This window comes from Polaromonas sp. P1_E1_2, assembly GCF_056406035.1.
Map to the genome: position 1 here is coordinate 1 of NZ_JBFUAZ010000008.1, position 23,678 is coordinate 23,678.

Genomic DNA, 23,678 nt, shown 5'->3' on the forward strand with positions numbered 1-23,678 from the left:
TTGTTGATGAACTTGCTGTCCAGGCCCGTCCATTGCGGTATCCATTCGGAGAACCGCGCCATGGCCAGTGCCGCGAACAGCACCATCGCGCCTTGGGCGAAATTGAAGACGCCCGAAGCCTTGTAGATCAGCACAAAGCCCAGCGCGACCAGCGAATACAGCATGCCGGACATGAGGCCGCCGATAATGGTCTCAAGAAATGAACCCATGTTATTGGCTCCCCCCTGTTGCGGGCTCACTTCGTGTAGCCGCCTCTCCCCCTGAGGGGGACACCGCTAGCGGCCCGGCGAAGCCGGTTCCGCGGCGGTCGCTGGATTTGTTCAGTTGGGATTTTTTGTTCATGGTTAGTGGCTCGTTCCGAGGTAAGCCTTGATCACGTCTTCGTTGTTGCGTACTTCGTCGGGGGTGCCGTCGCCGATTTTTTTGCCGTAGTCGAGCACCACTACGCGGTCGGAGATGTCCATCACCACGCCCATGTCGTGCTCGATCAGCACGACGGTGGTGCCGAACTCGTCGTTCACGTCGAGTACGAAGCGGCACATGTCCTGTTTTTCCTCGACGTTCATGCCGGCCATGGGTTCGTCGAGCAGCAGGACTTGCGGCTCCATCGCCAGCGCACGGCCCAGGTCAACGCGTTTTTGCAAACCGTAGGGCAGTTGCCCGACGGGCGTCTTGCGATAGGCCTGGATTTCCAGGAAGTCGATGATTTTTTCCACTGCCTCGCGGTGCATGATTTCTTCTTTTTCGGCGGGACCTATGCGCAGCGCCTGCAGCAGCAGGTTGCTTTTGATCTTTAGGTTGCGGCCCGACATGATGTTGTCGAGCACGCTCATGCCCTTGAAGAGCGCCAGATTCTGGAAAGTGCGCGCCACGCCCATGACCGCCACCTGATGGCTGTTCATGTGCTTGAAGGTCTGGCCGCGGAAAGTGATGGAGCCCTGCTGCGGCGCATAAACGCCGTTGATGCAGTTGAGCATGGAGCTCTTGCCCGCACCATTGGGGCCGATGATGGCGCGAATCTCGTGCTCTTTCACATTGAAGGAAATATCCGAGAGGGCCTTGACCCCGCCAAAACTCAGGCTGATGTTGTTGACGTCCAATATGACGTCGCCGATCTTTTTAGTCATGCTGCTGCCTTCACGGGCGCAAAAGTCTGGGTGTCACTGATCTTCAGGGTCGCGCTGACGCTGCCGCTGCGGCCGTCTTCAAACTTCACGACCGTTTCAATGAACTGTTCGGTCTTGTCGCCATAGAGCGCATCGATCAGCGGCTGGTACTTCTCGGCAATGAAGCCGCGCCGCACCTTGTTCGTTCGTGTGAGTTCACCGTCATCTGCGTCYAGCTCCTTGTGCAGCACCAGGAAGCGGCTGACCTGTGAGCCGGCCAGCAGCGCATCCACGCTGAGGTCGGCGTTGACTTTTTCGACACATTCCTTGATGAGCTGGTAGACCTCGGGCTTCTGCGCCAGATCGGTGTAGCCGGCGTAGGGCAGGTTGCGGCGTTCGGCCCAGTTGCCCACGGCGTCGAAGTCGATGTTGATCATCACGCAGACTTTTTCACGGCCGTCGCCATAGGCAACGACTTCCTTGATGTGCGGGAAGAACTTGAGTTTGTTTTCCACGTATTTGGGCGCGAACATCGCGCCGTCGTTGGCACCGCCCTTGATGCGGCCCACGTCTTTCACGCGGTCGATGATCTTGAGGTGGCCGCTGGCATCGATAAAGCCCGCGTCGCTGGTGTGATACCAGCCGTCGGCGCTCAGCACCTCGGCCGTCGCCGTGGGGTTTTTGTAATATTCCTTGAGCAGGCCGGCGGACTTGACCAGGATTTCCCCGTTGTCGGCCACCTTGATTTGCACGCCGCTGATCGGCACCCCTACCGTATCGGCACGCGCCTCGTTGTCCGGCTGCAGGCACACAAACACGGCGGTCTCTGTCGAGCCATAGAGCTGCTTGAGGTTGATGCCGATGGAACGATAGAAGGTAAAGAGGTCCGGCCCAATCGCTTCACCCGCGGTGTAGGCCACGCGAACGCGCGAAAAACCCAGCGTGTTGCGCAGCGGGCCATAGACCATTACGCTGCCCAGCGCATACAGCAGTCTGTCCATGCCACCGACGGGTTTGCCGTCCATCAGGGCTGGGCCGGCGCGTTTGGCCACGCCCATGAAATAGTTGAACATGCCGCGCTTGATGCGGCCCGCGTCTTCCATGCGGATCATCACGGTCGTCAGCAGGCTTTCGAAAATCCGCGGTGGCGCAAAGTAATAGGTCGGGCCGACTTCTTTCAGGTCGATCATCACGGTGCTCGCGCTTTCGGGGCAATTCACCACATAGCCGCAGGCCAGCCATTGCGCATAGCTGAAGATGTTCTGACCGACCCACGCGGGTGGCAAGTAGGCCAGCACTTCCTCGCCGGAGGTGAGTTTGTCGAAGTCGGCGCCGGCCCTGGCGCGGTCCAGCAGGGTGTTGTGGGTGTGGACCACGCCCTTGGGGTTGCCCGTGGTGCCCGAGGTGAAAAACATCGCGGCCACATCATCCGGCCGGGATTTTTCGACTTCGCTCTTGAAGAAGCCGGGTTGCTTTGCGGCAAAGGCTTCACCCTTTTCCAGCAAGGCGTCCAGCGATTGCAGTCCGGCCTCGGCATAGTTGCGCAGGCCGCGCGGGTCGTCATAAATGATCTGGTCCAGTTGCGGGCACTGGCTGCGTATCTCCAGCAGCTTGTCGACCTGCTCCTGGTCTTCCACCAGCGCAAAACGTACGTCGGCATTGTTGATGGGAAAGACACACTCGGCGCCCACGGCGTCCTGGTAAAGCGGAATGGGTATGGCGCCCAGCGACTGCGCGGCCAGCATGGTGGCATAGAGGCGCGGCCGGTTGGCGCCGATGATGACCATGTGCTCGCCACGCTGCAGCCCGGCTTCATGCAGGCCGCAGGCGATGCGCTCCACCAGCTGCGCCATGCCGGCCCAGCTGTGCGCCTGCCAGATGCCGTACTCTTTTTCGCGCATGGCCGGAGCGCCGGGGCGCTCAGCCGCATGTTTGAGCAACAGTCTCGGAAAAGTGGTCTGCATGGTCCTTGTCTCGCGGTCGTTATGCCTTCGGGGAGTCGCTCGCTTGCCGGCTAGCCCGAAAGTTGTCTTGTGAATGCATCGTAGGCATGCGTTTGACGTTAGGTTGTCGTTCGGACGACAATTCAAGGGTGATTACTCCCCCGGACTTTCCCTTAGGACAGCGCGCATGGTGACGATGACAGGCCAATCGATGCAGATCCGTGCCCGCATGCCCGACGCGCAGGAGCTCGCCGGCATCCATTGGCTGAATGAGCTGTTGCCGGCCGAGCGCGAGCGCGCCGTGGCGAGCGTGCGCGTCGGCGACGCCAACATCGGCGACTACGTGTGCCGTGTCGGCAAGCCGGTGACCTACTGGTTCGGCGTCGTCGAGGGCTTGCTCAAGATGAGCACCGACAGCGAGCAGGGCGCCACCATGACCTTCACCGGCCTGCCGCCGGGCGCCTGGTTCGGCGAAGGCACGGTGCTCAAGCGCGAGCCCTACCGCTACAACATCCAGGCCCTGCGCAAGACGGTGGTGGCGGGGCTGCCGGTCGACGACTTCCACTGGTTGCTGGACCATTCCATCGGCTTTAACCGCTTTGTGATGAACCAGCTCAACGAGCGCCTGGGCCAGTTCATCGTGGCGCGCGAAATCGACCGCATGAACAACCCCGACATCCGTGTGGCACGCAGCCTGGCCGCGCTGTTCAACCCGGTGTTGTACCCGGGTGTGGGCGAAATCCTGCGCATCACGCAGCAGGAAATGGCCTACCTCGTGGGCCTGTCGCGCCAGCGCGTGAACGAGGCGCTGAGCACGCTGCAGGCCCGGGGCTTTATCCGCATCGAATACGGCGGCCTGCGCGTGCTCGACCTGGGCGCCCTGCGGTCCAGTGTTTTCTCAAGCAAATAAAGGCTGCAGGCCAATAGGGACGAGCGCAAGCAGCTACTGAATTAATAGCAAGTGTGTTGGGCGGGTTGAACTGCCCGGGGAGCCGTTTTGGGCGTTTGGGGTGCGGTTTGGGGCGCTTTTCAGGTGCCAAAAGTGCCTGCAGACCAATCAGAACGGGCGCAAGCAGCTATGAAATCAGGAGCGCTTGGTGTGACCAGTACAGCCGCCGTCCTCAGGAAAGAAACAAAATAAAGATGGAAACCGCTTCGACCACCCAATTGGCGCGGTTTGCAGCCTGGGCGTTTTCCTTGAGGATTGGCCAAAGCACTTCGCGTTGCCATGCCCACAGGTTGTAGGCCGCCGCCAGCAGTGCACCCGACAACCCGGCCAGCCATGAGTTGGTCAAGAAGCCGGCAAGGACGGCAATCACCAACAGGACGGATGTGAGGACAAATGTGCCGCCCGCAGAGCTGGCCAGAACATGCGAGAGCCCTCCGCACAAGGTGCAGGTGGCGGGGTTGCCTCGGCTGGAGAGACGTTTTTCCCAGGTTTTGATTCCGGCCTGGTGGCAATGGGGGCAGATGTTCATGGTGCTGAAGGGGTGGTTGCCGAAGTCGTGCCGGCAATCGCCCTGCACAGGTTCTCGCGTGCACGTGCTTCCAGTGTTTCGCGGAAATGCGCCGTGCTGTAGATCACAGGCCGGTCCAGGAAACCCTGCAGGATTTCGCCCCGTTTTTTCCGGAACAGGGCAGCGGGCACAAAAGCATATTCGTCCCGAATCTGCTGCTCATACTCGGCAAACCTGGCTGGGCCCGCGCCCAGGATGGACAGGTCGATGTCAACCAGCAACTGTTCGTCAGGCGAGGCTGGCAGCGCCGTATGGCGGGTGGCCATGACCAGGTCGTGAACACGCTGCGCGGCGGCCGTGGCAGTGCCGTGCGCCAGCAGCACCTCGCGAGCCCAGTCGGCGCTTGTTTCCTCGTTGTCGTGGCGCTGCGTGTCGTAAATCGCATCATGGAACCACAACGCCATCTCGACCTCTGCGGGCTGTACGGCCAGATCGCGAACGGCCTCGAAATGCGCGAGGCATTCCGTGAGGTGCTGCAGCGTGTGGTACTTGCGGTGCGGCTCCGAGTAGCGCGCCACCAGTTCATCAAACACCGCAGGCCCGATCGGCCGTGCGGCAAGGGCGCCCGCGCAATGCCGCCAGGATCGGGCCAGCAGGTCTGTGGGTTCAGGGGTTTGCATGGGCATGACTTTATCGTTTGGGCGTTTTGTGCGTGTGTGAGCGCTCCGGCGGCGCGGCAGGCGCGCACAGGGACTCGACCAGTCGCAGCGCCGGCAGCGACAGCTGGTCAAAGCGGCGCGCGCAGATCAGCAATTGCCGGTCGGCCCAGGTGTCGGTCAGCTTGAGGCTGCGCAGCTTGCCTGCCTCCACATGGCGTTCGGCCGCGACGGCCGGCACCACCGCCACGCCGACGCCCGCCTCCACCATGCGGCAGACTGCCTCAAAGCTGCGCAGCCGTATGCGGGTCCGCATGCGCAGCCCCAGGCGTTCGGCCTGCAAGTTCAGGTGCTGTTGCAGCGCGCTGTCTTCCCCCAGGCCGACGAAGTCATGGCCCAGGGCTTGCCCGAACGGAGCATGGCGCTGGCGGCCGAATCCGCTGCCGGCTGGAACCACCAGCACCAGCTGGTCGCGCCGGAAAGGTTTTGATTCAAGGCTGGAGATGTCGGCGGAGTCGGCCACGATGCCGAGGTCGGCCACCTGGCCCAGCAACTGCGACACGATCAGGTGGCTGGGACGCTCCTCCAGGTCGACGTCGATGGCTGGATGGGTGTTGAGGAAATCCGCCAGCGCCTGCGGCAGGTAGTCGGTGATGGCGGCGGTGTTCGACAGCAAACGCACCTTGCCCGCCAGCCAGCCCGCATAGTCGCCGATCTCACCATGCATGCGCTCGATTTGCTGCAACACCAGCCGCGCATGGTGAGCCACGGCCAGGCCGGCCTTGGTCGGTTTCACACCGGCGCGCAGACGCTCCAGCAGCGGCACCCCCAATGCGTCTTCCATGCCGCGTATGCGTGCGCTGGCCGAGGCGAGCGCCAGGTGCGAAAGCCTGCTGCCCGCTGTGATACTGCCGGTATCGACGGTGTGCAGAAACAGCCGAAGGTCGATAAGGTCAAAGCGAAGGGTGGCGGGCATGGGCTGAAGGCGTTTTAGCCTTCGGTAACGGCGAAGGCTGTGAACGGATATTACCGCTTGAGCGCAAACGCGCCGCTGCGCAGAATCGGCGACATGAACTCAATGAACAACTTCATGGGTGCAGGGAACGACACCCTCTTGATGGCCGTCGTCGCCGGCGTATTCCTGCTGGCCGGCCTCGTCAAGGGCGTGGTGGGCCTGGGGTTGCCAACACTTTCCATGGGCTTGCTGGCCGGCGTGATGCCGCCTGCGCAGGCAGCCGTCATCCTGATCCTGCCTTCGTTGCTGACGAATGCCTGGCAGATGTGGGATGGCGCTGCGCTGGAAAGCCTGTTGCGGCGTCTGTGGCCGCTGCAGGCTGGGGTGGTCGCGGGGACGCTGTGGGCACCGGTCAGCCTGGTTACCCTTGATACGGACCTCGCGTCGGCAGGCCTGGGCGCTGCGCTGATCATTTACGCGCTGCTGGGGCTGTGCGCACTGCCGCTGGCGGTCCCGCCGCGCGGTGAGCGGGTTTTTTCCTTCGCTGCCGGCTTGGCGACCGGCGCCATCACCTCGGCCACCGGCGTGTTTGTCTTTCCGGCTGTACCTTACCTGCAGGCCTTGTCGCTCAAGAAAGACGAACTGGTGCAGGCGCTGGGCCTGTCCTTCACCGTTTCCACTGCCGCACTTTTTCTGCGCCTGGTGATGGAAGGCTCTTTTGCCATGGGCAGCATGCCGGGTGGCTGGAGTTTGCTGCTGCCATTGCCTGCTGCCTTGTTGGGGATGGCCGCCGGTCAGAAGCTGCGCGGGCGGGTGGGCGAGAAGGGTTTCAGGCGCCTTTTTTTCACCGGTCTGCTGCTGATAGGCATTTACATGGTCACTCGCAGCGCGATGCGCTAGCCACGCCGGTGCGATGGAAAACCACAGCGAGGTTTCGCAGGCTATGGAGGCGCTCCATGCCAAAGCCGCACGTCTGCTCTTGCTGCTGGAGCTCGCCGATGACCCGGTTTCCCCGCTGCCCGAGGCCTCGTCCCTGCTGGACGACATTGACGCCCTGCGCGCGCTGCACCTGCGCGTGGTGATGCGGCCTCACGTATCGGCCTGAACAGGGTTTAACCCCTGATTTTTACGCTTTCTTTATACCGGCTGCCGGTCTTTCATCCCCGTTTTTACACACCGGATCCGAAACTTTCCCCATCGTTGTTTGTTGGAGAAAGATCATGGATCTCGCGTTTATTCTTGGTGCCGCCGCCCTCTGGGGTGTGATGGTCTTGCTGGTCTGGGGCTTCCAGAAGCTTGAAAAGTCCGAAGGAGGCCGTTCATGATCAGCCTGGACGTTTTGTACGGCTTTGGCGGCGTCTGTGCTGTCCTGCTGCTCACCTACCTCGTCTATGCGCTGATCTGCGCCGAGGAGTTTTGATGAGCAACTCGTCTTGGGGTCTGCTGGCCCTTTTTCTGGGTGTATTGCTGGCCACTGCGTGGCCGCTGGGCATCTGGCTGGCCCGTCTGTATTCCGGCAGCCTCCCCAACTGGATGCACAAGGCGGAAGCGCCGCTGTACCGCCTGGCCGGCACATCGGCCGATACCAACATGAAGTGGTCGCAGTACGCGCTGGCCTTGCTGGCTTTCAATGCGCTCGGTGTGTTGGCCGTTTATGCACTGCAGCGCTTGCAGGTCTGGCTGCCGCTCAACCCGGCCGGCATGGCCGCGGTAACGCCCGACTCGGCCTTCAACACCGCCGTCAGCTTTGTCTCCAACACCAACTGGCAGGGCTATGCCGGCGAGTCCACCATGAGCTACCTCACGCAGATGCTGGTGCTCGCTGTGCAGAACTTCTTCTCGGCCGCCACCGGCATTGCCGTGGTGTTTGCGCTGTTCCGCGGTTTTGCTGCGCGGGCGACCGGCGCCATCGGCAACTTCTGGGTGGACGTGACGCGCATCACGGCCTGGCTGCTGCTGCCGCTGTCGCTGGTGTTTGCCGTCTTCCTTGTGGGGCAGGGCGTCATCCAGAACTTTGATGCCTACAAAGACGTGAGCACGCTGGAAGTGACTAGCTATCAGCAGCCGAAAAACGGCCCTGATGGCCAGGCGCTGAAAGACGACAAGGGCAATCCCGTGATGGAGGATGCCAAATCCGACAAGCAGACCCTGGCCATGGGCCCGGTCGCGTCTCAGGAAGCCATCAAGATGCTGGGCACCAACGGCGGCGGCTTCTTCAACGCCAATTCAGCGCACCCTTATGAAAACCCGACCGCGCTGAGCAATTTCTTTCAGATGTTGTCCATCTTCCTGATTCCGGCGGCGCTGTGCTTCGCCTTCGGCCGCGCGGTGGGCGACCAGCGCCAGGGCTGGGCCGTGCTGACCGCGATGACTGTGATGTTTGTCATCGCGGTGGTAGCCATCACCCCGGCTGAGCAAGCCGGCAACCCGTTGTTGCAACCTTTGGGTGTGGACCAGACGGCCAGCGCGCTGCAGGCCGGCGGCAACATGGAAGGCAAGGAAACCCGCTTCGGCATCAATGCCTCCAGCCTGTTCGCGGTCATCACGACGGCGGCCTCCTGCGGCGCGGTCAATGCCATGCACGACTCCTTCACGCCGTTGGGCGGCATGGTGCCCATGGTGATGATGCAGCTGGGCGAGGTGGTGTTCGGCGGCGTTGGCACGGGCCTCTACGGCATGCTGATCTTCGCCATCCTGGCGGTGTTCATCGCCGGCCTCATGATCGGCCGCACGCCGGAATACCTGGGCAAGAAGATCGAGGCGCACGAGATGAAGCTGACTTCGATCGCCATCCTGGTCACGCCCATCCTGGTGCTGGCCGGCACCGCCATCGCCGTATTGGCGGGCGCAGGCAAGGCTGGCATTGCCAACCCCGGCGCGCACGGTTTCTCCGAAATCCTCTATGCGCTGAGCTCGGCCGGCAACAACAACGGCAGCGCCTTCGCGGGCCTGTCTGCCAACACGCCGTTCTACAACACGCTGCTGGGCATCGTCATGTGGCTGGGGCGCTTCGGCTTTATCGTTCCGGTGCTGGCCATTGCCGGTGCGCTGGCCGCCAAGAAACGCCTGCCGGTTACGGCCGGCACCATGCCCACGCACGGCCCGCTGTTCGTGACGCTGYTGATMGGCACTGTGCTGCTGGTGGGGTTGCTTAACTACGTGCCCGGCCTGGCGCTGGGCCCCATGGTCGAGCACCTGATGCTGTGGCCAGGCAAATAACCGCAAGGCTCAAAGAGAAACCTATATGAGTACCAAAAAATCTTTAATGTTGCTGGATCCCGCGCTGCTCAAGCCGGCTATCGTGGCTTCGTTTACCAAGCTGAGCCCGCGCGTGCAGTGGCGCAACCCGGTCATGTTTGTCGTCTATATCGGCAGCATTCTCACGACCTTGCTGGGCCTGCAGGCCCTGCAGGGGCAGGGCGAAGCACCGGCCGGATTTATCTTTGCCGTGGCCGTCTGGCTGTGGTTCACCGTGTTGTTCGCCAACTTCGCCGAAGCCCTGGCCGAAGGCCGTAGCAAGGCACAAGCCGCATCGCTGCGGAGCCTGAAAAAAAGCACCTGGGCCAAGAAGCTCAAGGAGCCCCGGCATGGTTCCACATTCCTGCCGCAAGAAGCTGAAAATCTTAGAAAAGGAGACGTGGTGCTGGTCGATGCCGGCGACATGGTTCCGTTGGACGGAGAAGTGATTGAAGGCGTGGCCTCGGTCGACGAAAGTGCCATCACCGGCGAATCGGCCCCGGTGGTGCGCGAGTCGGGCGGCGACTTCTCCGCAGTGACCGGCGGCACACGCGTGCTGTCCGACTGGCTGGTGGTACGCATCACGGTCAACCCTGGCGAATCCTTCCTGGACCGCATGATCAGCATGGTCGAAGGCGCCAAACGGCAGAAGACGCCCAATGAAATCGCACTGACCATCCTGTTGGTGGCGCTGACCATCGTCTTCCTGGTGGTCACGGTCACCTTGCTGCCGTTCTCCGTGTTCAGCGTGGGAGCCGTGGGGGCAGGCACGGTAGTGAGCATCACTGCACTGGTGGCGTTGCTGGTCTGCCTGATCCCGACCACGATTGGCGGCCTGCTGTCGGCCGTGGGTGTGGCCGGCATGAGCCGCATGATGCAGGCCAATGTCATCGCCACGTCGGGCCGCGCGGTTGAGGCTGCCGGCGACGTGGACGTGCTGCTGCTGGACAAGACCGGCACCATCACCCACGGCAATCGCCAGGCTTCGAGCTTTTTGCCCGCGCCCGGCGTGTCTGAAAAAGCGCTCGCCACCTGCGCCATGCAGGCTTCCTATGCAGATGAAACGCCGGAAGGCCGCAGCATCGTGGCGTTGGCCTTGAAGCTGGCCGTGAGCCAGTCGCCCATGCAGGCCGTGACTGAGGTTGCCTTTACCGCGCAAACCCGCATGAGCGGAATGGACGCCTTGAACCCCGATGGAAGCAAGCGGCAACTGCGCAAAGGTGCGGTCGATGCGATTCGCAAGCATGTGGAAGCACTGGGCGGAACCGTTCCGGCTGAAGTTTTGCGTGCTTCAGATGACGTGTCGCGCCGCGGCAGCACGCCGCTGGCCGTGGCCGACGGCAGTACGGTGTTGGGCATCGTGGAGCTGAAAGACATTGTCAAGGCCGGCATCAAGGAACGCTTCGGCGAACTGCGCCGCATGGGCATCAAGACGGTGATGATCACCGGCGACAACAAGCTCACGGCCGCTGCCATCGCCGCCGAGGCGGGTGTTGACGACTTCCTGGCCGAGGCCACGCCCGAAGACAAGCTGAAGCTGATACGCCAGTACCAGGCCGAAGGCCGGCTGGTGGCGATGACGGGCGACGGCACCAATGACGCGCCGGCACTGGCCCAGGCCGACGTGGCGGTGGCCATGAACAGCGGCACCCAGGCCGCCAAGGAAGCCGGCAACATGGTGGACCTCGACTCCAACCCCACCAAGCTGCTGGAGATTGTGGAGACCGGCAAGGCCCTGCTGATGACGCGCGGCTCGCTCACCACGTTTTCAATCGCCAACGACGTAGCCAAGTACTTCGCCATCATTCCGGCGATCTTTGTGACCACTTACCCGCAACTGGCCGCACTCAATGTGATGCGACTGGGCAGCCCGTCGTCGGCGATTTTGTCGGCGGTGATTTTCAACGCGCTGATCATCATGTTCCTGATCCCGCTCGCGCTCAAGGGTGTGAAATACCGCGCTGTGGGCGCCGCYACGCTGCTGCGCCGCAACCTGCTTATTTACGGCCTGGGCGGYCTCATCGTGCCYTTTATCGGMATCAAGGCGATTGACCTGCTGCTGGTAGCACTGAACCTCGCCTGAACACCTGCATATCAAGGAATCCTCATGACAAATATTCTTCGCCCCGCAATTGTGATGTTCGCTGTGCTGACCCTGGTCACCGGCGTGGCTTATCCCCTGGTGGTGACCGGCGCCGCGCAATCGTTGTTTCCGGCGCAGGCCGGCGGCAGCCTGATCCAGCGTGACGGCAAGGTTGTCGGCTCTTCGCTGATCGGGCAAAACTTCAGCGACCCCAAAAACTTCTGGGGCCGCCCATCGGCCACGGGGCCCATGCCTTACAACGCATCGGCTTCCAGCGGCTCCAACCAGGGCCCGCTGAATCCTGCGCTGGTCGACGCGGTCAAGGGCCGTGTCGAAGCGCTGAAAGCGGCCGATCCGGGCAACACGGTCCAGGTGCCGGTGGACTTGGTCACGGCGTCTGCCAGTGGGCTGGACCCGCACATCAGCCCGGCTGCGGCGCGCTACCAGGAGGCCCGCGTTGCTAAAGCACGCGGCCTGGCGCCTGAGAAGGTGCAGTCCCTGGTCGAACAGCACACCGGGCAACCCTTGCTGGGATTTCTGGGTGAGGCCCAGGTGAATGTGCTGCAACTCAACCTCGCGCTGGAAGCGCTTCGTTAAGAGAAATTTCCATGGACTCTGATCTTTTGCGGGTCTTGTGTGCGCTGGCCGCCTTTGGCGTGCCGTTGGCGGTGGCCTGGTGGATCGCAGGCCGCGGTGAAAGGCAGGAGTCCGGCATGCCAAAAGATGGCGAGTCAGGCGAACAGGAAGAACACACCCGGTGTTACCCTTTGCGAGGCGATCTTTGAAACTTTTGAATCACCCAGTAATAGCGCAACGGCATGGCCAGTTTTCCCGACTCCCGCCCTGACCCCGACGAGCTTCTCGACCGCCTGCGCGGCGAGGAAGAAAGAGCGCGCCGCGGCCGTTTGCGCATCTACTTCGGCGCCAGCGCCGGTGTGGGCAAAACCTACGCCATGCTCAGCGCCGCGCAGCGCGAGCGCAAGACCGGGCGGGATGTGCTGGTCGGCGTGGTCGAAACGCATGGCCGCAGCGAAACCATGGAATTGCTGGCCGGGCTTGAGCAGTTGCCCCTGCAGGAGGTGGCCTACCGCGGGCACAGGTTGAAAGAGTTCGACCTGGACGCGGCGCTGGCGCGCAAGCCATCGCTGTTGCTGGTCGACGAGCTCGCCCACAGCAATGTCGAGGGGTCGCGCCACGCCAAGCGCTGGCAGGACGTGCAGGAGTTGCTGGAAGCCGGCATCGACGTCTGGTCGGCGGTCAACGTGCAGCACCTGGAAAGCCTCAACGGCACGGTGGGAGCCATCACCGGTATACGCGTGCATGAAACCGTACCGGACACGGTGCTGGACGGCGCCGATGAAATCATTTTGGTTGACGTCACGCCCGACGAGCTGATGGCACGGCTGAAGGCCGGCAAGGTCTACCTGCCGCAGCAGGCTGAGCGCGCGGCGCAGAATTTCTTCCGCAAGGGCAATCTGATCGCGCTGCGTGAGATCGCGCTCAGGCGCACGGCCGAGCATGTGGAAGACGACGTGCGCAGTTACCGCGTCGAGAAGTCCATCTCCCTGGTCTGGAACACCGAAGGCGCCATCCTCGCCTGCATAGGCCCGCGCGAAGGGGCCGAGCAGACCGTGCGCACGGCGGCGCGCCTGGCCGGCCAGCTCAATGTGCGCTGGCATGCGGCTTATGTGGAAACGCCGCGCCTGCAGCTTCTCGAGGTCGCCAGGCGCGACCGCATCCTCGCCGTCATCCAGCTGGCCGAAGAGCTGGGCGCTGCCACGGCGGTGTTGACCGGCAGCGATGCCGCGGCCGAACTGGTGGCGCAGGCACAGCAGCTCAACTGCGCCACGCTGGTAGTGGGGCGCCCGCAACTGCCGGGCTGGCGCGCGCTGTGGGCCGGCTCCACCATGACGCGCCGGCTGGCGACGCTGGCGCCTACCCTGGACATCGTGGAAGTGGGCCACGCCGACAGCGCGCGGCGACTGGCGCGCGCCGTGCAGCGTTCTGCCGACGATGACGAGGCTGCGGCCTGGCAGGAGAGCGTGCCGCGATACGCATGGGCTGCGGCCAGCAGCGCAGCCGTCACCGTGCTGGCTTTGCCCTTGCTCAGCTTTTTTGACCTCGCCAACATCGTGATGCTGTTTTTGCTCGGTACGGTGCTGGTGGCGTTGAAGTTCGGGCGTGGACCGGCGGCGCTGGCGGCTTTCCTCAATGTGGCGGCGTTTGACTTTTTCTTTGTGCCGCCCCGCTTGTCGTTTGCCGTCAGCGACGTGCAGTACCTGTTGACATTTTCCGTCATGCTGATGGTGGGGCTGCTAACCGGGCAGCTCACGGCAGGCCTGCGGTTTCAGGCGCGCATTGCGGCCAGCCGCGAGCGCCGCGCGCAATCGCTGTTCGAGCTCACGCGCGACCTGTCAGCGGCGCTGCTGAGTGAGCAGGTCATGGAACTCGGCGAAGCAGCCGCGCAGCGCAACTTCGGCGGGCAGGCGCTGGTGATGGTGACCGACAGCCACGACCAGTTGCTGCCGCCCGCCCAACCGCCCGCGGATTTTGACGCCAGCGTGGCCGACTGGGTGTTCCGCAACGAACAGCCGGCGGGGCTGGCCACCGCTACCTTGTCAGCGCAGGCATGGCATTACATCCCGCTCAAGGCGCCGATGCGCGTGCGCGGCGTGCTGGCGCTCAAGCCTGCCCAGCCGCGCTGGCTGCTGATTCCCGAGCAGATGCAGCAGCTCGAAACCCTGGCGCGGCAGATCGCCATCGCGCAGGAGCGCGTGCACTACGTGGAGGTGGCCCAGCAGGCGGTGGTGCAGATGGAGTCCGAGAAACTGCGCAATATGCTGCTGGCGGCGATTTCGCACGATGTGCGCACCCCTCTGACTGCCTTGATAGGCCTGGCCGATTCCCTGCAAGGCATGGCGCCGCCACTGAGCGAGGCGCAGTCCCAGACGGCGCGCGCCATCGGCAGCGAAGCGCGCCACCTGAGCGCACTGGTCAACAACCTGCTGGACATGGCGCGGCTGCAAAGCGGGGCTGTTAACTTGCGGAGCGAATGGCAGTCGGTCGAGGAAATCGTCGGCTCGGCGATCCGCCAGGCACAGCACGCGCTGGCCGGCAAGGCTGTTACGGCGGCGCTACCCGCCGATCTGCCGCTGGTCGAATTTGACGCGGTGCTGATGGAGCGCGTGCTCGTCAACCTGCTGGAAAACGCCGCCAAGTACGGGCAGGCCCCCATAGAAGTCAGCGCAGAGGCGACGGAGCAGGCGCTGACGCTGGCGGTGCGTGACCACGGGCCCGGCCTGCCCGCGGCCCTCAAGGGTCGGGAGCATGAGCTGTTCGAGAAGTTCACGCGCGGCGAGGCCGAGTCGGCCACGCCGGGCGTGGGGCTGGGCCTGGCCATCTGTCAGGCAGTGGTGCAGGCGCACCGCGGGCAAATCACGGCCGCCAATGCGCCGGGCGGTGGTGCAGAATTCACCATCACCCTGCCGCGCCGCCCGCCGCCGCATGGCCTGCCCGAAACCGCCTGACCTTTCTTCCTCTTTACCCATGTCCCACCCCGCACCCGTTGCCGTTGTGATTGAAGACGAGCCGCAGATACGCCGCTTTGTGCGCGCGGCGCTGGAAGCCGAAGGCTGGCAGGTCTTCGAGGCGGACACCGGCAAGCGCGGGCTGACCGAGGCCGGCACCCGCAAGCCCGACCTGCTGGTGTTGGACCTGGGCTTGCCCGACGGCGACGGGCTGGAGGTGATTCGCGATGTGCGCGGCTGGTCGGCCGTGCCGATTGTGGTGCTGTCGGCGCGCGCCGACGAGGCCGACAAAATTGCCGCGCTGGACGCCGGCGCCGACGACTACCTGACCAAGCCCTTCGGCGTGGGCGAGCTGCTGGCCCGTGTGCGTGCCAACCTGCGCCGCCCGCGCGCTGCCAGTGCTGACGGAACGCCTGACGAGCCGCTTTTTACCTTTGGCGATGTGGTGGTGGACCGCCAGGCGCGGCTGGTGCGCCGCGGCGGTGTGGAGGTGCACCTCACGCCTATTGAATACCGCCTGCTCACCGTGTTGATGACCAACGCCGGGCGGGTGCTGACCCACCGCCAGCTGTTGCGCGAGGTGTGGGGCCCCGCCCATGCCGGGCAAAATCACTACCTGCGCATCTACATGGGCCACCTGCGCCAGAAGCTTGAGGCCGATCCGGCGCAGCCCAAACACCTGATCACGGAAACGGCTGTGGGTTATCGCCTTTGGGTGGCCTGACGGCGCTTTCCGCCCGGATTGAATGACAAATATGGCTGCAGACCACGATTGACGTGCGCAAGCAGCTATAAAATATATAGCAAATGACAGAACCTCTCAAACCCGGCCCGGCTCCGAAACCCGTGGGTGCGGCCGTGCGAATTCCGAAAACCGCCGCCCCGGCACCCGCACCAGGTGCACCGGCCCCCACTGTGCGGCTGAACAAGCGCATGGCCGAACTGGGCCTGTGCTCGCGCCGTGAAGCCGATGACTGGATCGCCCGCGGCTGGGTGCGTGTGAACGGTGCACCGGCCATCATGGGGCAACCGGTGGCCGTGGATGCACGCATCGAGATTGACCGCCAGGCCGAGCAGCAGCAGCGCCAGCAGGTCACCATCCTGATCAACAAGCCGGTCGGTTATGTCAGCGGCCAGGCCGAAGACGGGCATGAGCCGGCCGTGGTGCTGGTGCAGCCGCAAAACCGCTGGCGCGAATGCAACAGCCGCATGCGCTGGGGCCATGAGCAGTTGCGCGGACTGGCGCCGGCCGGACGGCTGGACATTGACTCCATCGGGTTGCTGGTGCTGACGCAGGATGGCCGTGTGGCGCGCCAGCTCATCGGTGAAGACTCCGAGATCGAAAAAGAGTATCTGGTGCGTGTCAGCTACAGAACCGAAAAGGGCGACGAAACTGCCAACGTGCAGGCCTTGTTCCCGCGCGAAAAGCTGGCCTTGCTGAACCATGGCCTGAGCCTGGACGGCCAGGCGCTCAAGCCCGCGCAGGTGTCATGGCAAAACCCCGAGCAGCTGCGTTTTGTGCTCAAGGAAGGCAAAAAGCGCCAGATTCGCCGCATGTGCGAGCAGGTCGGCCTGTTTGTCACCGGACTGAAGCGCGTGCGTATTGGCAATGTCAACCTGGGCCACTTACCAGTTGGCCAATGGCGCTACCTGGCGCCGCACGAGCACTTCTAGCCTGCCCGCCCGGGCTTGCCCGTGCCGTTGCCGAGCGTGCCCCTGTCCTACCCGGATGTGGGCCAACGGATGGCAACATCCTTCAGCCTGCGGCCTAAAGTGGGTTCTATGGCACTTATTACTTACCTGGTTGAAGACAACGAGATCGTTCTTGAGAACCTGATAGAGGCGCTCAAGGAGATTGCCGCTGTCCAGGTAACGGGCCACGGCGCCACCCAGACCGAGGCCACCCGCTGGCTGAAACTTCACGACGGCGAGTGGCATCTGGCCATCGTGGATCTTTTCCTGAAAGAAGGCAGCGGGCTGGGCGTTCTCGCAGGCTGCCGCAACCGTGAGCCCTACCAGAAGGTGGTTGTCCTGAGCAACTATGCGACGGATGAAATCCGCAGGCGCGCCGCCGAACTCGGGGCCGATGCGGTGTTCGACAAATCCAGTGAGCTAGAGGGCCTGTTTGACTATTGCCAGGAACAAACGACCCTGCACTAGGGCTCGTTAACAGGCCCCAGGCGGAATCAGGCGCGTATTTGTCACCCACCTCCTGGCGCAGCAGGGGATGGGTGTCGTCAACGATGCGCATGCTGCTGATGCGATCCCTGTCTTGCCGAAATCCGAAGATGTCCGCACAGCTGGAATTGACCCGCCTCCCATCGTTCAGCGTCCAGCCGTAGCGAAAGCAGGCCGTCATGTTTCACGGGCAATGGACGTACCGGTTTTTCTGCAAAACCGCTTCCAGCGGAAGTAGTCCTCCAACAGAAGTAAGCTAGGGCCTGATAACGCCATAACGGKCCCAGGTCCAACCATGGAGGGATACACAGATGCACAGCTGCCATCCTGTCGAGGGATTTTCAAAGCGTCCGCTGGCCCACAGAGTGGCGGCCTGCTGTCTGGCACTGGGTGCCTGCGCGTCGCAGGCCCAGGTTGAGCGGCCGGCGATACCGCCCGCGGTGGCTGGGCAAATCGACGCGTTGGTCGCCGAATATGTTCCGGGTGTGTTGCCAGGCCTTCAACTGGCGGTGGGCAAGGCCGGCACGGTGCTCTATGCACGCGGCTATGGCGCGGCCGACCTGCGTGCCGGCGTGCCCATGACGTCCTCCACGCCGGTGAAGATCGGCTCGGTCACCAAGCAGCTCACTGCAGCGGCATTGCTGAAGCTGCAGGAACAGAAAAAAATCTCGCTGGCCGACCCGCTGTCGCACTGGATCCCCGAGCTGCGTTACCGGCCGGACCCCACCATCGCCCAGGTCATGCAGATGGTGGCCGGCATTCCTGGTGCCAAAAAAGACCCCGATGACCTGCTGGTGGGCAGCGTGCCGGCCGTGCTGCAGGAGCCGCCCATTCCCAGGGAGACGTTTTTTGCCAACCTCAATGCGCGCGGTCTCTATGCACCGCCGGGCACGGCCTACGACTATTCGAATGCCGGCTATATCCTGCTGGGCCGCGTGATCGAGCGCGCCAGCGGGCAACCGCTGGAGACGGCCTTCACGCAGCTGCTGTTCCAGCCTGCAGGCATGTCGGCTTCCTATCTGCTGGGGCCGCAGCCGCGGCCTGAGGCTGCGCGCGGCTACTACCGCGTGAAGCCGGGTGACCGATGGCTGGTGTGCCCCGACCTCAACTCGGGCTTCGACGCGACAGGCGGCGTGGTGTCCACCGCGTCCGACATGGTGCGATGGAACGGCGCACTGAGAAGCGGCGCCATCGTGTCGGCCGACAGCCTTGTGCTGATGCGTACACCGGCGCGCCTGGCCGACGGAGAATCTGCGCCCATCGGCATGGGCCTGACCGCGCTGGGCGGGCCAGGCAGTTATGGTGCCGGCGGGCAGACGGTCAGTTTTGCATCGGTCGATGCGGGCTACGGTAGCGGCTATGACGTGGTGTTGCTGGCCAATGGCAGCAATACGGTGGGCGACGCCGCGTATCCACGCTTTGCGCTTGCGGCGCGCATCCACAACGTGCTGAACCCGGGCGCGCCCGAGCCTGTGCCGGTGGTTACACCCAACCCCGTGGGTGTTGAAACGGCTGCACCGACGGAGTTGCTGCACCTTTGCAAGTAAGGCGCTGAAGGGCTGGCAGGATGTTGCCGGTGATAAGGGTTCTCACGGACTTGCTATTAAATTGGTAGCTGCTTGCGCCCGCCCATAAAGGCCAGCCGGCATTTTTACTTACAAAACGCCCGCCATGCGGTATCGCTGGCGCGCGCACGCTCTTGCCCCCACAATCGTGGCATGCGCACACCAGGCCCGACAGACACCGTAGCAGGCACTTCCACTTCTTCATCGAAGCTGTTGCCCACCTGGCTGCATGTTTCCGACATCCAGGGGCTGGCCCAGCTTGCCACGCAGGCAACGTTGGGCGTCACGGGACTGGCAGAAACCGTGCAGGGCAATGTGTACAAAGCCGTGGCCGCACCGTTTGGCCTGTTGGGTTCAAGGTTCGTCGACAGCGCGCCGGGAAGCAGCGGCGTCAAGCCTTCCGGCATCACGGGCTGGGTCTACGGCAGCATCAGGGGCGTCACGCGGCTGGCAGGCGGGGCGGCCAATGCGGTGTTGTCGCGCGCAGCGCCGCTGGCCGGCGCGCAGGCTTCTTCACCGCAGCGCGAGGCCATGCTTTCGGCCCTGAACGGCGTGCTGGGTGACCTGCTGCTGGACACCGCCAATCCGTTGGCGATCCGCATGAGCTTGCGCCATGAAGGCCAGCCGCTGGTGCTGGACCCACAGGCGCTGGCCGCGCGGCTGCCGCAAGCGACGGGAAAAATCCTGGTGATGGTTCACGGGCTGTGCATGAATGACCTGCAGTGGTGCGGCAACAGCGCGCTGCCGCAGGGCCATGGCGGCCAGCTTGCGCGCGAGCTGGGTTACACGCCGGTGTACCTGCACTACAACACGGGGCTGCATACCTCGGCCAACGGCGAGCAATTGGCCGGCCTGTTGCAGCAACTGGTCAAAGCCTGGCCGCAACCGGCGCAGGACGTGACGCTGCTGGTGCACAGCATGGGCGGCCTGGTTGCGCGCAGCGCCTGCCACCACGCAGCCCAGACGGGCCACAGCTGGCTGCAGCAGCTCAAGGCCATGGTATTTTTGGGAACACCCCATCACGGCGCGCCGCTGGAGCGGTTGGGCAGCTGGGTCGACGGCGTGCTGGGCAGCAACCTGGTGACACGGCCCTTTGCCAGGATCGGCCAGGTGCGCAGTGCCGGCATCACTGACTTGCGCCACGGCAACGTGCTGGAAGCCGACTGGCGGCAGGCGGGGCGTTTTGAACGTGGCCCAGACGTGCGGGAGGTCGTGCCCCTGCCCGCGGGCGTGGATTGTTATGCGGTCGCCGCCACCACGCTTTCAGCCGGCCGCGGCCCCCTGGTTCCGGTCAGGGAGGCACTGGCGCGCAAGATGGTGGGCGATGGGCTGGTGTCGCTGGAAAGCGCCCTGGGCCTGCATGAAGAGGYGGCCCGCACGCTAGCGTTTGCGCCGGAAAACCAGTGGGTGGCACAAGGCATGAATCACATGGAATTGCTGGGCCGCCCCGAGGTGACGCGCCAGCTGGTGCAATGGCTGGGCCGTTAGCCTTCCTGGCGGCCGGGGGTTTTACGCAATCTGGTCAGGGGGTGACCAGGCTCACACTGACGGGCCAGCTGAAGTTGGAGGCCGAGGCGTCTGCGCCGGGTTTGCGTTCCTTTAGGCTGAAGGCGTGTTGCAGTGCCAATTCAAAACGGCCGGGACGCAGTGCACAAACCCGGTAGCCGCCGTCGGCTGCCTCGACGCGTGTGCCCGCGCTGCCGCTGACGTTCAGCTGCCAGCCCGCTACTTGCTGCTGGTTGAGCTGCAAATCCATGCAGAAGCCCTTGCCCAGGGTCGATACCAGCACCATGCGCTGTGTGGCGGAAATGAGGGATCCCGTGGTGTCGGCAGAAAGCAGGGCTGCCGGGTGGTTGTTTTCCAGGATACGAAGCACAGCCGGAATGACGATGGCGAAATCCAGCTTTGTGCTGGCCTGGGGTTTGTCAACACTCAGCATCTCGCCAGCTCGTGAACTCTGCGGTATGCAGAACATGGCCACCAGCAGCGCCGACAGCGCCATGAGGCGGCTGAAAGACATTGGGTAGGTGCTGCAGGAGGACACGGAGCTGAACCTGTGAAGTGATTAAGTACGCCTCAATAGTAACTAAATTGATAAAAGTGATGCAATACATTAATGCCAGCAAATGTGTGACTTATTTACCGGTTTATTCGGTTTTTCAGCAAATTTCAGCTTGTTTTTGATTGTTTCATCAAATTGCTGCCGAACGAACCCATCGATTTGTCAATTTTTGAGTTTTCCGAGGGCTGCCGCGGCCCCGAGCTCAGACGTTCTGAGTTTTGACGCAGCCATCAACTCACACGGGCTCTCCGTGGAGCGGAGGCGGTGTTTTCAGCGTTCGCGCTGCACGGCGAAGTCGAGYGAATTGGTTTGGCGTACCARAATGACCGTCTTCGCAGGATCGCGAAGAACCGGGCTCCAGGGCAAGGGAACGTTGTCCGGAGAAATTTCAATCAAATGATCTCCGGCCGCCACGTAGGGAAACTCGTAGCGGCCCTGGCTGTCGGTTCGTGTCACGTAGCGCCGGTCGAGGATGACGGTGACACCAGGCACGCCACCTTCGGACGCTTCCCTGCGGCCATTGCTGTCTGCGTCGAAAAACACCGTGCCTGTCAGCCCGCCGGAGCCGGTTCCGGGCAGGCCGCCTAGCGGTGCTGTGGAGGTGCCGGCCCGGTCTTCGTAGCGCAGCAGCAGCTGGATGCTGCGGTTGGTCTGGGTGGTTGCAATGGCCTGCTGCGTTGCTGCCGTCAGGGCCGAGACCACCAGTGCCGGAAGCGGTTCCTGCCCGCGTGACTCGGTGTAACGAAGGGTGAGCGACCAGCCGCCATAAGGTTGCCAGCTCACGCCGACATTGGCATTGACCGACTCGCCGCCGTCGCTGCGGCGTGCACCCCGCACCGACCCATCCAGCGACCATTGCGACCACGGCGACAGGGTGCCAAGAATGCCCCAGATCAGGCCTGTGGTGGGGCTGACATTGCCGCTCATCCGCTCCCATGCCAGCGAGGTGCCGAAAGTGGCCGGCAAGACAACCGGCCAGCTTTGGTCTACCCCGAGCCGGGTTGTCCGGACGCCGGATGCATTGGCCAGGTCGGCGCGCCATTGTGTCTGGCCCCAGTCGCTGGCGCGGCTCCAGGACAGCTGCGCCGACTGGCCGGGGCTGGTGATGGTACGAAAGCTCAGGGCCGCGCCCACCGAGTTGCGCGAATCGAGCAGGTAGCGGCCGTTGACGTTGATGAAGGCACTGCGTCCCGACGCACCGCTGCCTGCGCCGGCACGGCTCACGCTGTCACTCAGCTCGACCGCATACCCGGCTTGCCACTGCCGGGTGGAGGTGTCGGCCTGCCAGTAGACGCCTTGCAGGTCGCTGGCGAGGACCGTGGTGCCCCAGCGCAAATTGGGTTCAAAGCGGAAAACACCGGCTGTGGTACGCCAGCGTTCGGTGCGCCACGCGGCATCCAGCCAGAGGCCAGTGGCTTCGCCGCCCTGCGTGCTGTTGCTGCGCACCAGGTTGGCCTGCATGCGCAGGCCGCCGACCCGCTCGCTGGGCGACCCATAGCCGGTAGCCAGTCCCGTGCCCCACGGCGCTGCGCCTTCCCAGGACGCCGCAGCAAAGTAAGCGCGGGTGTTCAATGAGTTGCCGAAGCCTCCGTTGTCCGAAATATTTTTACCGTCGATCAACTGGAATGCGGCGTCAGTGCGGCTTCCTGCCCCCAATGCGTCACCGGTGGGAAGGCGAAATTGCGCACCGGCAGACCCGATGCTGCCGCCGGAAGTCTGGAAGCCGACGGCATCCAGCCCGCTAAAGAGGCCGGTACGTCCCGCGGCTGCGTTCAGGTCTACGGCGTCGTTGAGGTACCRCTGTCCACCAACACCCCGGATGGGCGTGGCCGGCACCGATACCCGCCCGGTACCACGGGCGAGCCGGGTGCTGACGGTATTGATGTCGCCCGCGTTGTGGTTGGCAAACCAGCCGCCGTCCAGCGGCAGGGCGCGCTGGTCAATGCGCCAGGTGCTGCCGCTGTTTTGGGCCTGGTTGCCCGGCGCATTCGACTGCTGCTGGACCAGGTTGGCATTGATCGAGAGCGCGCCGTGGTTCGGTGTGTCCACGAAGCCGCCTATGCCCAACGCGCGGGAGGTGGTGTCGCCACCGCCACCGTTCTGCTTGAACAGGGAATAGTCAACACGCCAGCTTCGCGGCCAGCCAGCTTCGTTGTATTCGCTGGCCTTCAGCTGAAGTCCGCCGTCAGGGTCCGGCAGGCCCTCCATAACGCGGTCCACATAAGGCTGGCCCTCAGCGGGCGGAGCCGTTGCCTGGGCCAGGGCCGCAGCCGTTGCAAAACCGGTCCCAAGTCCTGCAAGGCCGATGCGCCACCACTTGAGTGGCAAGGAAGAAGGGATGATCGGCGTGTGCGCTCGTCGCTTCATGGGGCGAAGCGCTGCTCAATACTTTGTGTTTGGCCTTTGCCCCATTCGAGCTTGCCGCGCACCGTGACGGGATAGCGGATCTGCGCCGCGGTGTCCTGGTCTCCCGGGCGAGTGGCACTCAGTGGGATCGTGCGTGTCTCGCCGGGAAGTATGGGGGTGTTGGCTGGCGAAAATTCCAGTGAGGTATTGGATGCATCGGTGCCGTTCAGGAAGCCGGTGACACGGCCGTGGGCCGTGCCGCTGTTGCGGATCTGCAGGACGGGTGTGGGCTTGCCGTTCACGGTCTGGACGCCCGAGCCGGCGACGCTCAGCTCCGGTGTGGCGCCGCCGATGGTGACGTACACCACCACGCCGAGACGCGCGGAAAATGGGATGGGGGGGCCCGACTCCATGCGGGTAACCTGCTCCTGGCCTTCCAGCATGATGGCAAAGCGGCATTCACCAGGCTTTGCATCGGGGGGCACATTGACTTCAAAGCGAAACCGGTAAGGACGCCCACCCGCAACGGTGAGTTCGCGCCGCTCGATGGCCACCCATGGTCG

At 63.6% G+C, this 23,678-nt stretch carries 23 protein-coding genes; 14 read left to right on the plus strand and 9 right to left on the minus strand.

Annotated elements, in window-relative coordinates:
- The 3 genes from AC1D1P_RS01120 to AC1D1P_RS01130 all read right to left on the minus strand — a co-directional run.
- On the minus strand, nt 1–209 hold a 209-nt coding region (locus tag AC1D1P_RS01120; protein WP_477671837.1), incomplete at its 3' end, for an ABC transporter permease subunit.
- A 135-nt stretch (nt 210–344) separates the two neighbouring features.
- Complete coding sequence (locus tag AC1D1P_RS01125) at nt 345–1,127, minus strand: ABC transporter ATP-binding protein (RefSeq protein ID WP_477668654.1); 783 nt, start codon at nt 1,125–1,127, stop codon at nt 345–347.
- Entirely contained in the window at nt 1,124–3,070 is a 1,947-nt protein-coding gene (locus AC1D1P_RS01130) for an AMP-dependent synthetase/ligase (protein WP_477668653.1), read from the minus strand. Before AC1D1P_RS01130 ends, AC1D1P_RS01125 begins: the two co-directional genes overlap by 4 nt.
- A gap of 175 nt (nt 3,071–3,245) precedes the next feature.
- On the opposite strand from AC1D1P_RS01130, the gene AC1D1P_RS01135 reads away from it, so the two are divergent.
- Entirely contained in the window at nt 3,246–3,959 is a 714-nt protein-coding gene (locus AC1D1P_RS01135) for a Crp/Fnr family transcriptional regulator (RefSeq protein ID WP_477668930.1), read from the plus strand.
- A 211-nt stretch (nt 3,960–4,170) separates the two neighbouring features.
- Here AC1D1P_RS01135 and AC1D1P_RS01140 read toward each other — a convergent pair whose 3' ends face one another.
- The 3 genes from AC1D1P_RS01140 to AC1D1P_RS01150 are packed head-to-tail and all read right to left on the minus strand — an operon-like array spanning nt 4,171 to nt 6,138.
- Nucleotides 4,171–4,527 carry a hypothetical protein gene (locus AC1D1P_RS01140; RefSeq protein ID WP_477671838.1) on the minus strand — a complete coding sequence of 119 codons (357 nt, stop codon included), beginning with the start codon at nt 4,525–4,527 and terminating at the stop codon, nt 4,171–4,173.
- Nucleotides 4,524–5,192 carry an HD domain-containing protein gene (locus AC1D1P_RS01145; protein WP_477671839.1) on the minus strand — a complete coding sequence of 223 codons (669 nt, stop codon included), beginning with the start codon at nt 5,190–5,192 and terminating at the stop codon, nt 4,524–4,526. Before AC1D1P_RS01145 ends, AC1D1P_RS01140 begins: the two co-directional genes overlap by 4 nt.
- A gap of 4 nt (nt 5,193–5,196) precedes the next feature.
- Nucleotides 5,197–6,138 carry a LysR family transcriptional regulator gene (locus AC1D1P_RS01150; protein ID WP_477671840.1) on the minus strand — a complete coding sequence of 314 codons (942 nt, stop codon included), beginning with the start codon at nt 6,136–6,138 and terminating at the stop codon, nt 5,197–5,199.
- A gap of 93 nt (nt 6,139–6,231) precedes the next feature.
- On the opposite strand from AC1D1P_RS01150, the gene AC1D1P_RS01155 reads away from it, so the two are divergent.
- The 13 genes from AC1D1P_RS01155 to AC1D1P_RS01215 all read left to right on the plus strand — a co-directional run bounded on the left by AC1D1P_RS01155 (nt 6,232) and on the right by AC1D1P_RS01215 (nt 20,195).
- The gene (locus AC1D1P_RS01155; RefSeq protein ID WP_477671841.1) at nt 6,232–7,017 is read left to right on the plus strand and encodes a sulfite exporter TauE/SafE family protein; all 786 of its coding nucleotides are present in this window, start codon (nt 6,232–6,234) and stop codon (nt 7,015–7,017) included.
- A 13-nt stretch (nt 7,018–7,030) separates the two neighbouring features.
- Nucleotides 7,031–7,222, plus strand: a complete 192-nt coding sequence (locus AC1D1P_RS01160; protein ID WP_477668648.1) for a hypothetical protein — start codon at nt 7,031–7,033, stop codon at nt 7,220–7,222.
- A gap of 216 nt (nt 7,223–7,438) precedes the next feature.
- On the plus strand, nt 7,439–7,537 hold the full coding sequence (locus AC1D1P_RS01165) for a potassium-transporting ATPase subunit F (protein ID WP_457281368.1): 99 nt from the start codon (nt 7,439–7,441) through the stop codon (nt 7,535–7,537).
- Nucleotides 7,537–9,336 carry a potassium-transporting ATPase subunit KdpA gene (gene kdpA / locus AC1D1P_RS01170; RefSeq protein WP_477671842.1) on the plus strand — a complete coding sequence of 600 codons (1,800 nt, stop codon included), beginning with the start codon at nt 7,537–7,539 and terminating at the stop codon, nt 9,334–9,336. The genes AC1D1P_RS01165 and kdpA overlap by 1 nt, the downstream gene beginning before the upstream one ends.
- Nucleotides 9,337–9,361: 25 nt before the next feature.
- Entirely contained in the window at nt 9,362–11,437 is a 2,076-nt protein-coding gene (gene kdpB, locus AC1D1P_RS01175; RefSeq protein WP_477671843.1) for a potassium-transporting ATPase subunit KdpB, read from the plus strand.
- 24 nt (nt 11,438–11,461) lie between these two features.
- Nucleotides 11,462–12,034 (plus strand): potassium-transporting ATPase subunit KdpC, encoded by a 573-nt coding sequence (kdpC, locus tag AC1D1P_RS01180; RefSeq protein ID WP_477671844.1) that lies wholly within the window; start codon nt 11,462–11,464, stop codon nt 12,032–12,034.
- Nucleotides 12,035–12,045: 11 nt separating this feature from the next.
- Nucleotides 12,046–12,222, plus strand: coding sequence for a hypothetical protein (locus tag AC1D1P_RS01185; protein ID WP_477668644.1), 177 nt, complete (start codon nt 12,046–12,048; stop codon nt 12,220–12,222).
- Nucleotides 12,223–12,255: 33 nt separating this feature from the next.
- Nucleotides 12,256–14,964 (plus strand): DUF4118 domain-containing protein, encoded by a 2,709-nt coding sequence (locus AC1D1P_RS01190; protein ID WP_477671845.1) that lies wholly within the window; start codon nt 12,256–12,258, stop codon nt 14,962–14,964.
- Between the two features lie 19 nt (nt 14,965–14,983).
- Nucleotides 14,984–15,688 (plus strand): two-component system response regulator KdpE, encoded by a 705-nt coding sequence (kdpE, locus tag AC1D1P_RS01195; RefSeq protein ID WP_477671846.1) that lies wholly within the window; start codon nt 14,984–14,986, stop codon nt 15,686–15,688.
- Nucleotides 15,689–15,771: 83 nt separating this feature from the next.
- Complete coding sequence (locus AC1D1P_RS01200) at nt 15,772–16,638, plus strand: pseudouridine synthase (protein WP_477671847.1); 867 nt, start codon at nt 15,772–15,774, stop codon at nt 16,636–16,638.
- Between the two features lie 108 nt (nt 16,639–16,746).
- A complete protein-coding gene (locus AC1D1P_RS01205; RefSeq protein WP_477668640.1) occupies nt 16,747–17,124 on the plus strand; it encodes a response regulator in 378 nt (125 codons plus the stop codon).
- A gap of 329 nt (nt 17,125–17,453) precedes the next feature.
- The gene (locus AC1D1P_RS01210; protein ID WP_477671848.1) at nt 17,454–18,689 is read left to right on the plus strand and encodes a serine hydrolase domain-containing protein; all 1,236 of its coding nucleotides are present in this window, start codon (nt 17,454–17,456) and stop codon (nt 18,687–18,689) included.
- A gap of 171 nt (nt 18,690–18,860) precedes the next feature.
- Nucleotides 18,861–20,195 (plus strand): esterase/lipase family protein, encoded by a 1,335-nt coding sequence (locus AC1D1P_RS01215; protein ID WP_477671849.1) that lies wholly within the window; start codon nt 18,861–18,863, stop codon nt 20,193–20,195.
- Nucleotides 20,196–20,229: 34 nt separating this feature from the next.
- Here AC1D1P_RS01215 and AC1D1P_RS01220 read toward each other — a convergent pair whose 3' ends face one another.
- The 3 genes from AC1D1P_RS01220 to AC1D1P_RS01230 all read right to left on the minus strand — a co-directional run.
- Nucleotides 20,230–20,727, minus strand: a complete 498-nt coding sequence (locus AC1D1P_RS01220; protein WP_477671850.1) for a hypothetical protein — start codon at nt 20,725–20,727, stop codon at nt 20,230–20,232.
- A gap of 312 nt (nt 20,728–21,039) precedes the next feature.
- Entirely contained in the window at nt 21,040–23,136 is a 2,097-nt protein-coding gene (locus AC1D1P_RS01225; protein WP_477671851.1) for an SdrD B-like domain-containing protein, read from the minus strand.
- The coding region (locus tag AC1D1P_RS01230) for a COG1470 family protein (protein WP_477671852.1) at nt 23,133–23,678 on the minus strand (546 nt) is incomplete at its 5' end. The genes AC1D1P_RS01225 and AC1D1P_RS01230, both read right to left, overlap by 4 nt.

Coding starts and splice junctions, on each gene's coding strand:
- AC1D1P_RS01210 (WP_477671848.1), top strand. CDS start 17,454: ATGCACAGCTGCCATCCTGTCGAGGGATTTTCAAAGCGTCCGCTGGCC.
- AC1D1P_RS01125 (WP_477668654.1), bottom strand. CDS start 1,127: ATGACTAAAAAGATCGGCGACGTCATATTGGACGTCAACAACATCAGC.
- AC1D1P_RS01200 (WP_477671847.1), top strand. CDS start 15,772: ATGACAGAACCTCTCAAACCCGGCCCGGCTCCGAAACCCGTGGGTGCG.
- AC1D1P_RS01165 (WP_457281368.1), top strand. CDS start 7,439: ATGATCAGCCTGGACGTTTTGTACGGCTTTGGCGGCGTCTGTGCTGTC.
- AC1D1P_RS01190 (WP_477671845.1), top strand. CDS start 12,256: ATGGCCAGTTTTCCCGACTCCCGCCCTGACCCCGACGAGCTTCTCGAC.
- AC1D1P_RS01150 (WP_477671840.1), bottom strand. CDS start 6,138: ATGCCCGCCACCCTTCGCTTTGACCTTATCGACCTTCGGCTGTTTCTG.
- AC1D1P_RS01145 (WP_477671839.1), bottom strand. CDS start 5,192: ATGCCCATGCAAACCCCTGAACCCACAGACCTGCTGGCCCGATCCTGG.
- AC1D1P_RS01185 (WP_477668644.1), top strand. CDS start 12,046: ATGGACTCTGATCTTTTGCGGGTCTTGTGTGCGCTGGCCGCCTTTGGC.
- kdpC (WP_477671844.1), top strand. CDS start 11,462: ATGACAAATATTCTTCGCCCCGCAATTGTGATGTTCGCTGTGCTGACC.
- AC1D1P_RS01140 (WP_477671838.1), bottom strand. CDS start 4,527: ATGAACATCTGCCCCCATTGCCACCAGGCCGGAATCAAAACCTGGGAA.
- AC1D1P_RS01160 (WP_477668648.1), top strand. CDS start 7,031: ATGGAAAACCACAGCGAGGTTTCGCAGGCTATGGAGGCGCTCCATGCC.
- AC1D1P_RS01155 (WP_477671841.1), top strand. CDS start 6,232: ATGAACTCAATGAACAACTTCATGGGTGCAGGGAACGACACCCTCTTG.
- AC1D1P_RS01220 (WP_477671850.1), bottom strand. CDS start 20,727: ATGTCTTTCAGCCGCCTCATGGCGCTGTCGGCGCTGCTGGTGGCCATG.
- AC1D1P_RS01205 (WP_477668640.1), top strand. CDS start 16,747: ATGGCACTTATTACTTACCTGGTTGAAGACAACGAGATCGTTCTTGAG.
- AC1D1P_RS01135 (WP_477668930.1), top strand. CDS start 3,246: ATGACAGGCCAATCGATGCAGATCCGTGCCCGCATGCCCGACGCGCAG.
- kdpE (WP_477671846.1), top strand. CDS start 14,984: ATGTCCCACCCCGCACCCGTTGCCGTTGTGATTGAAGACGAGCCGCAG.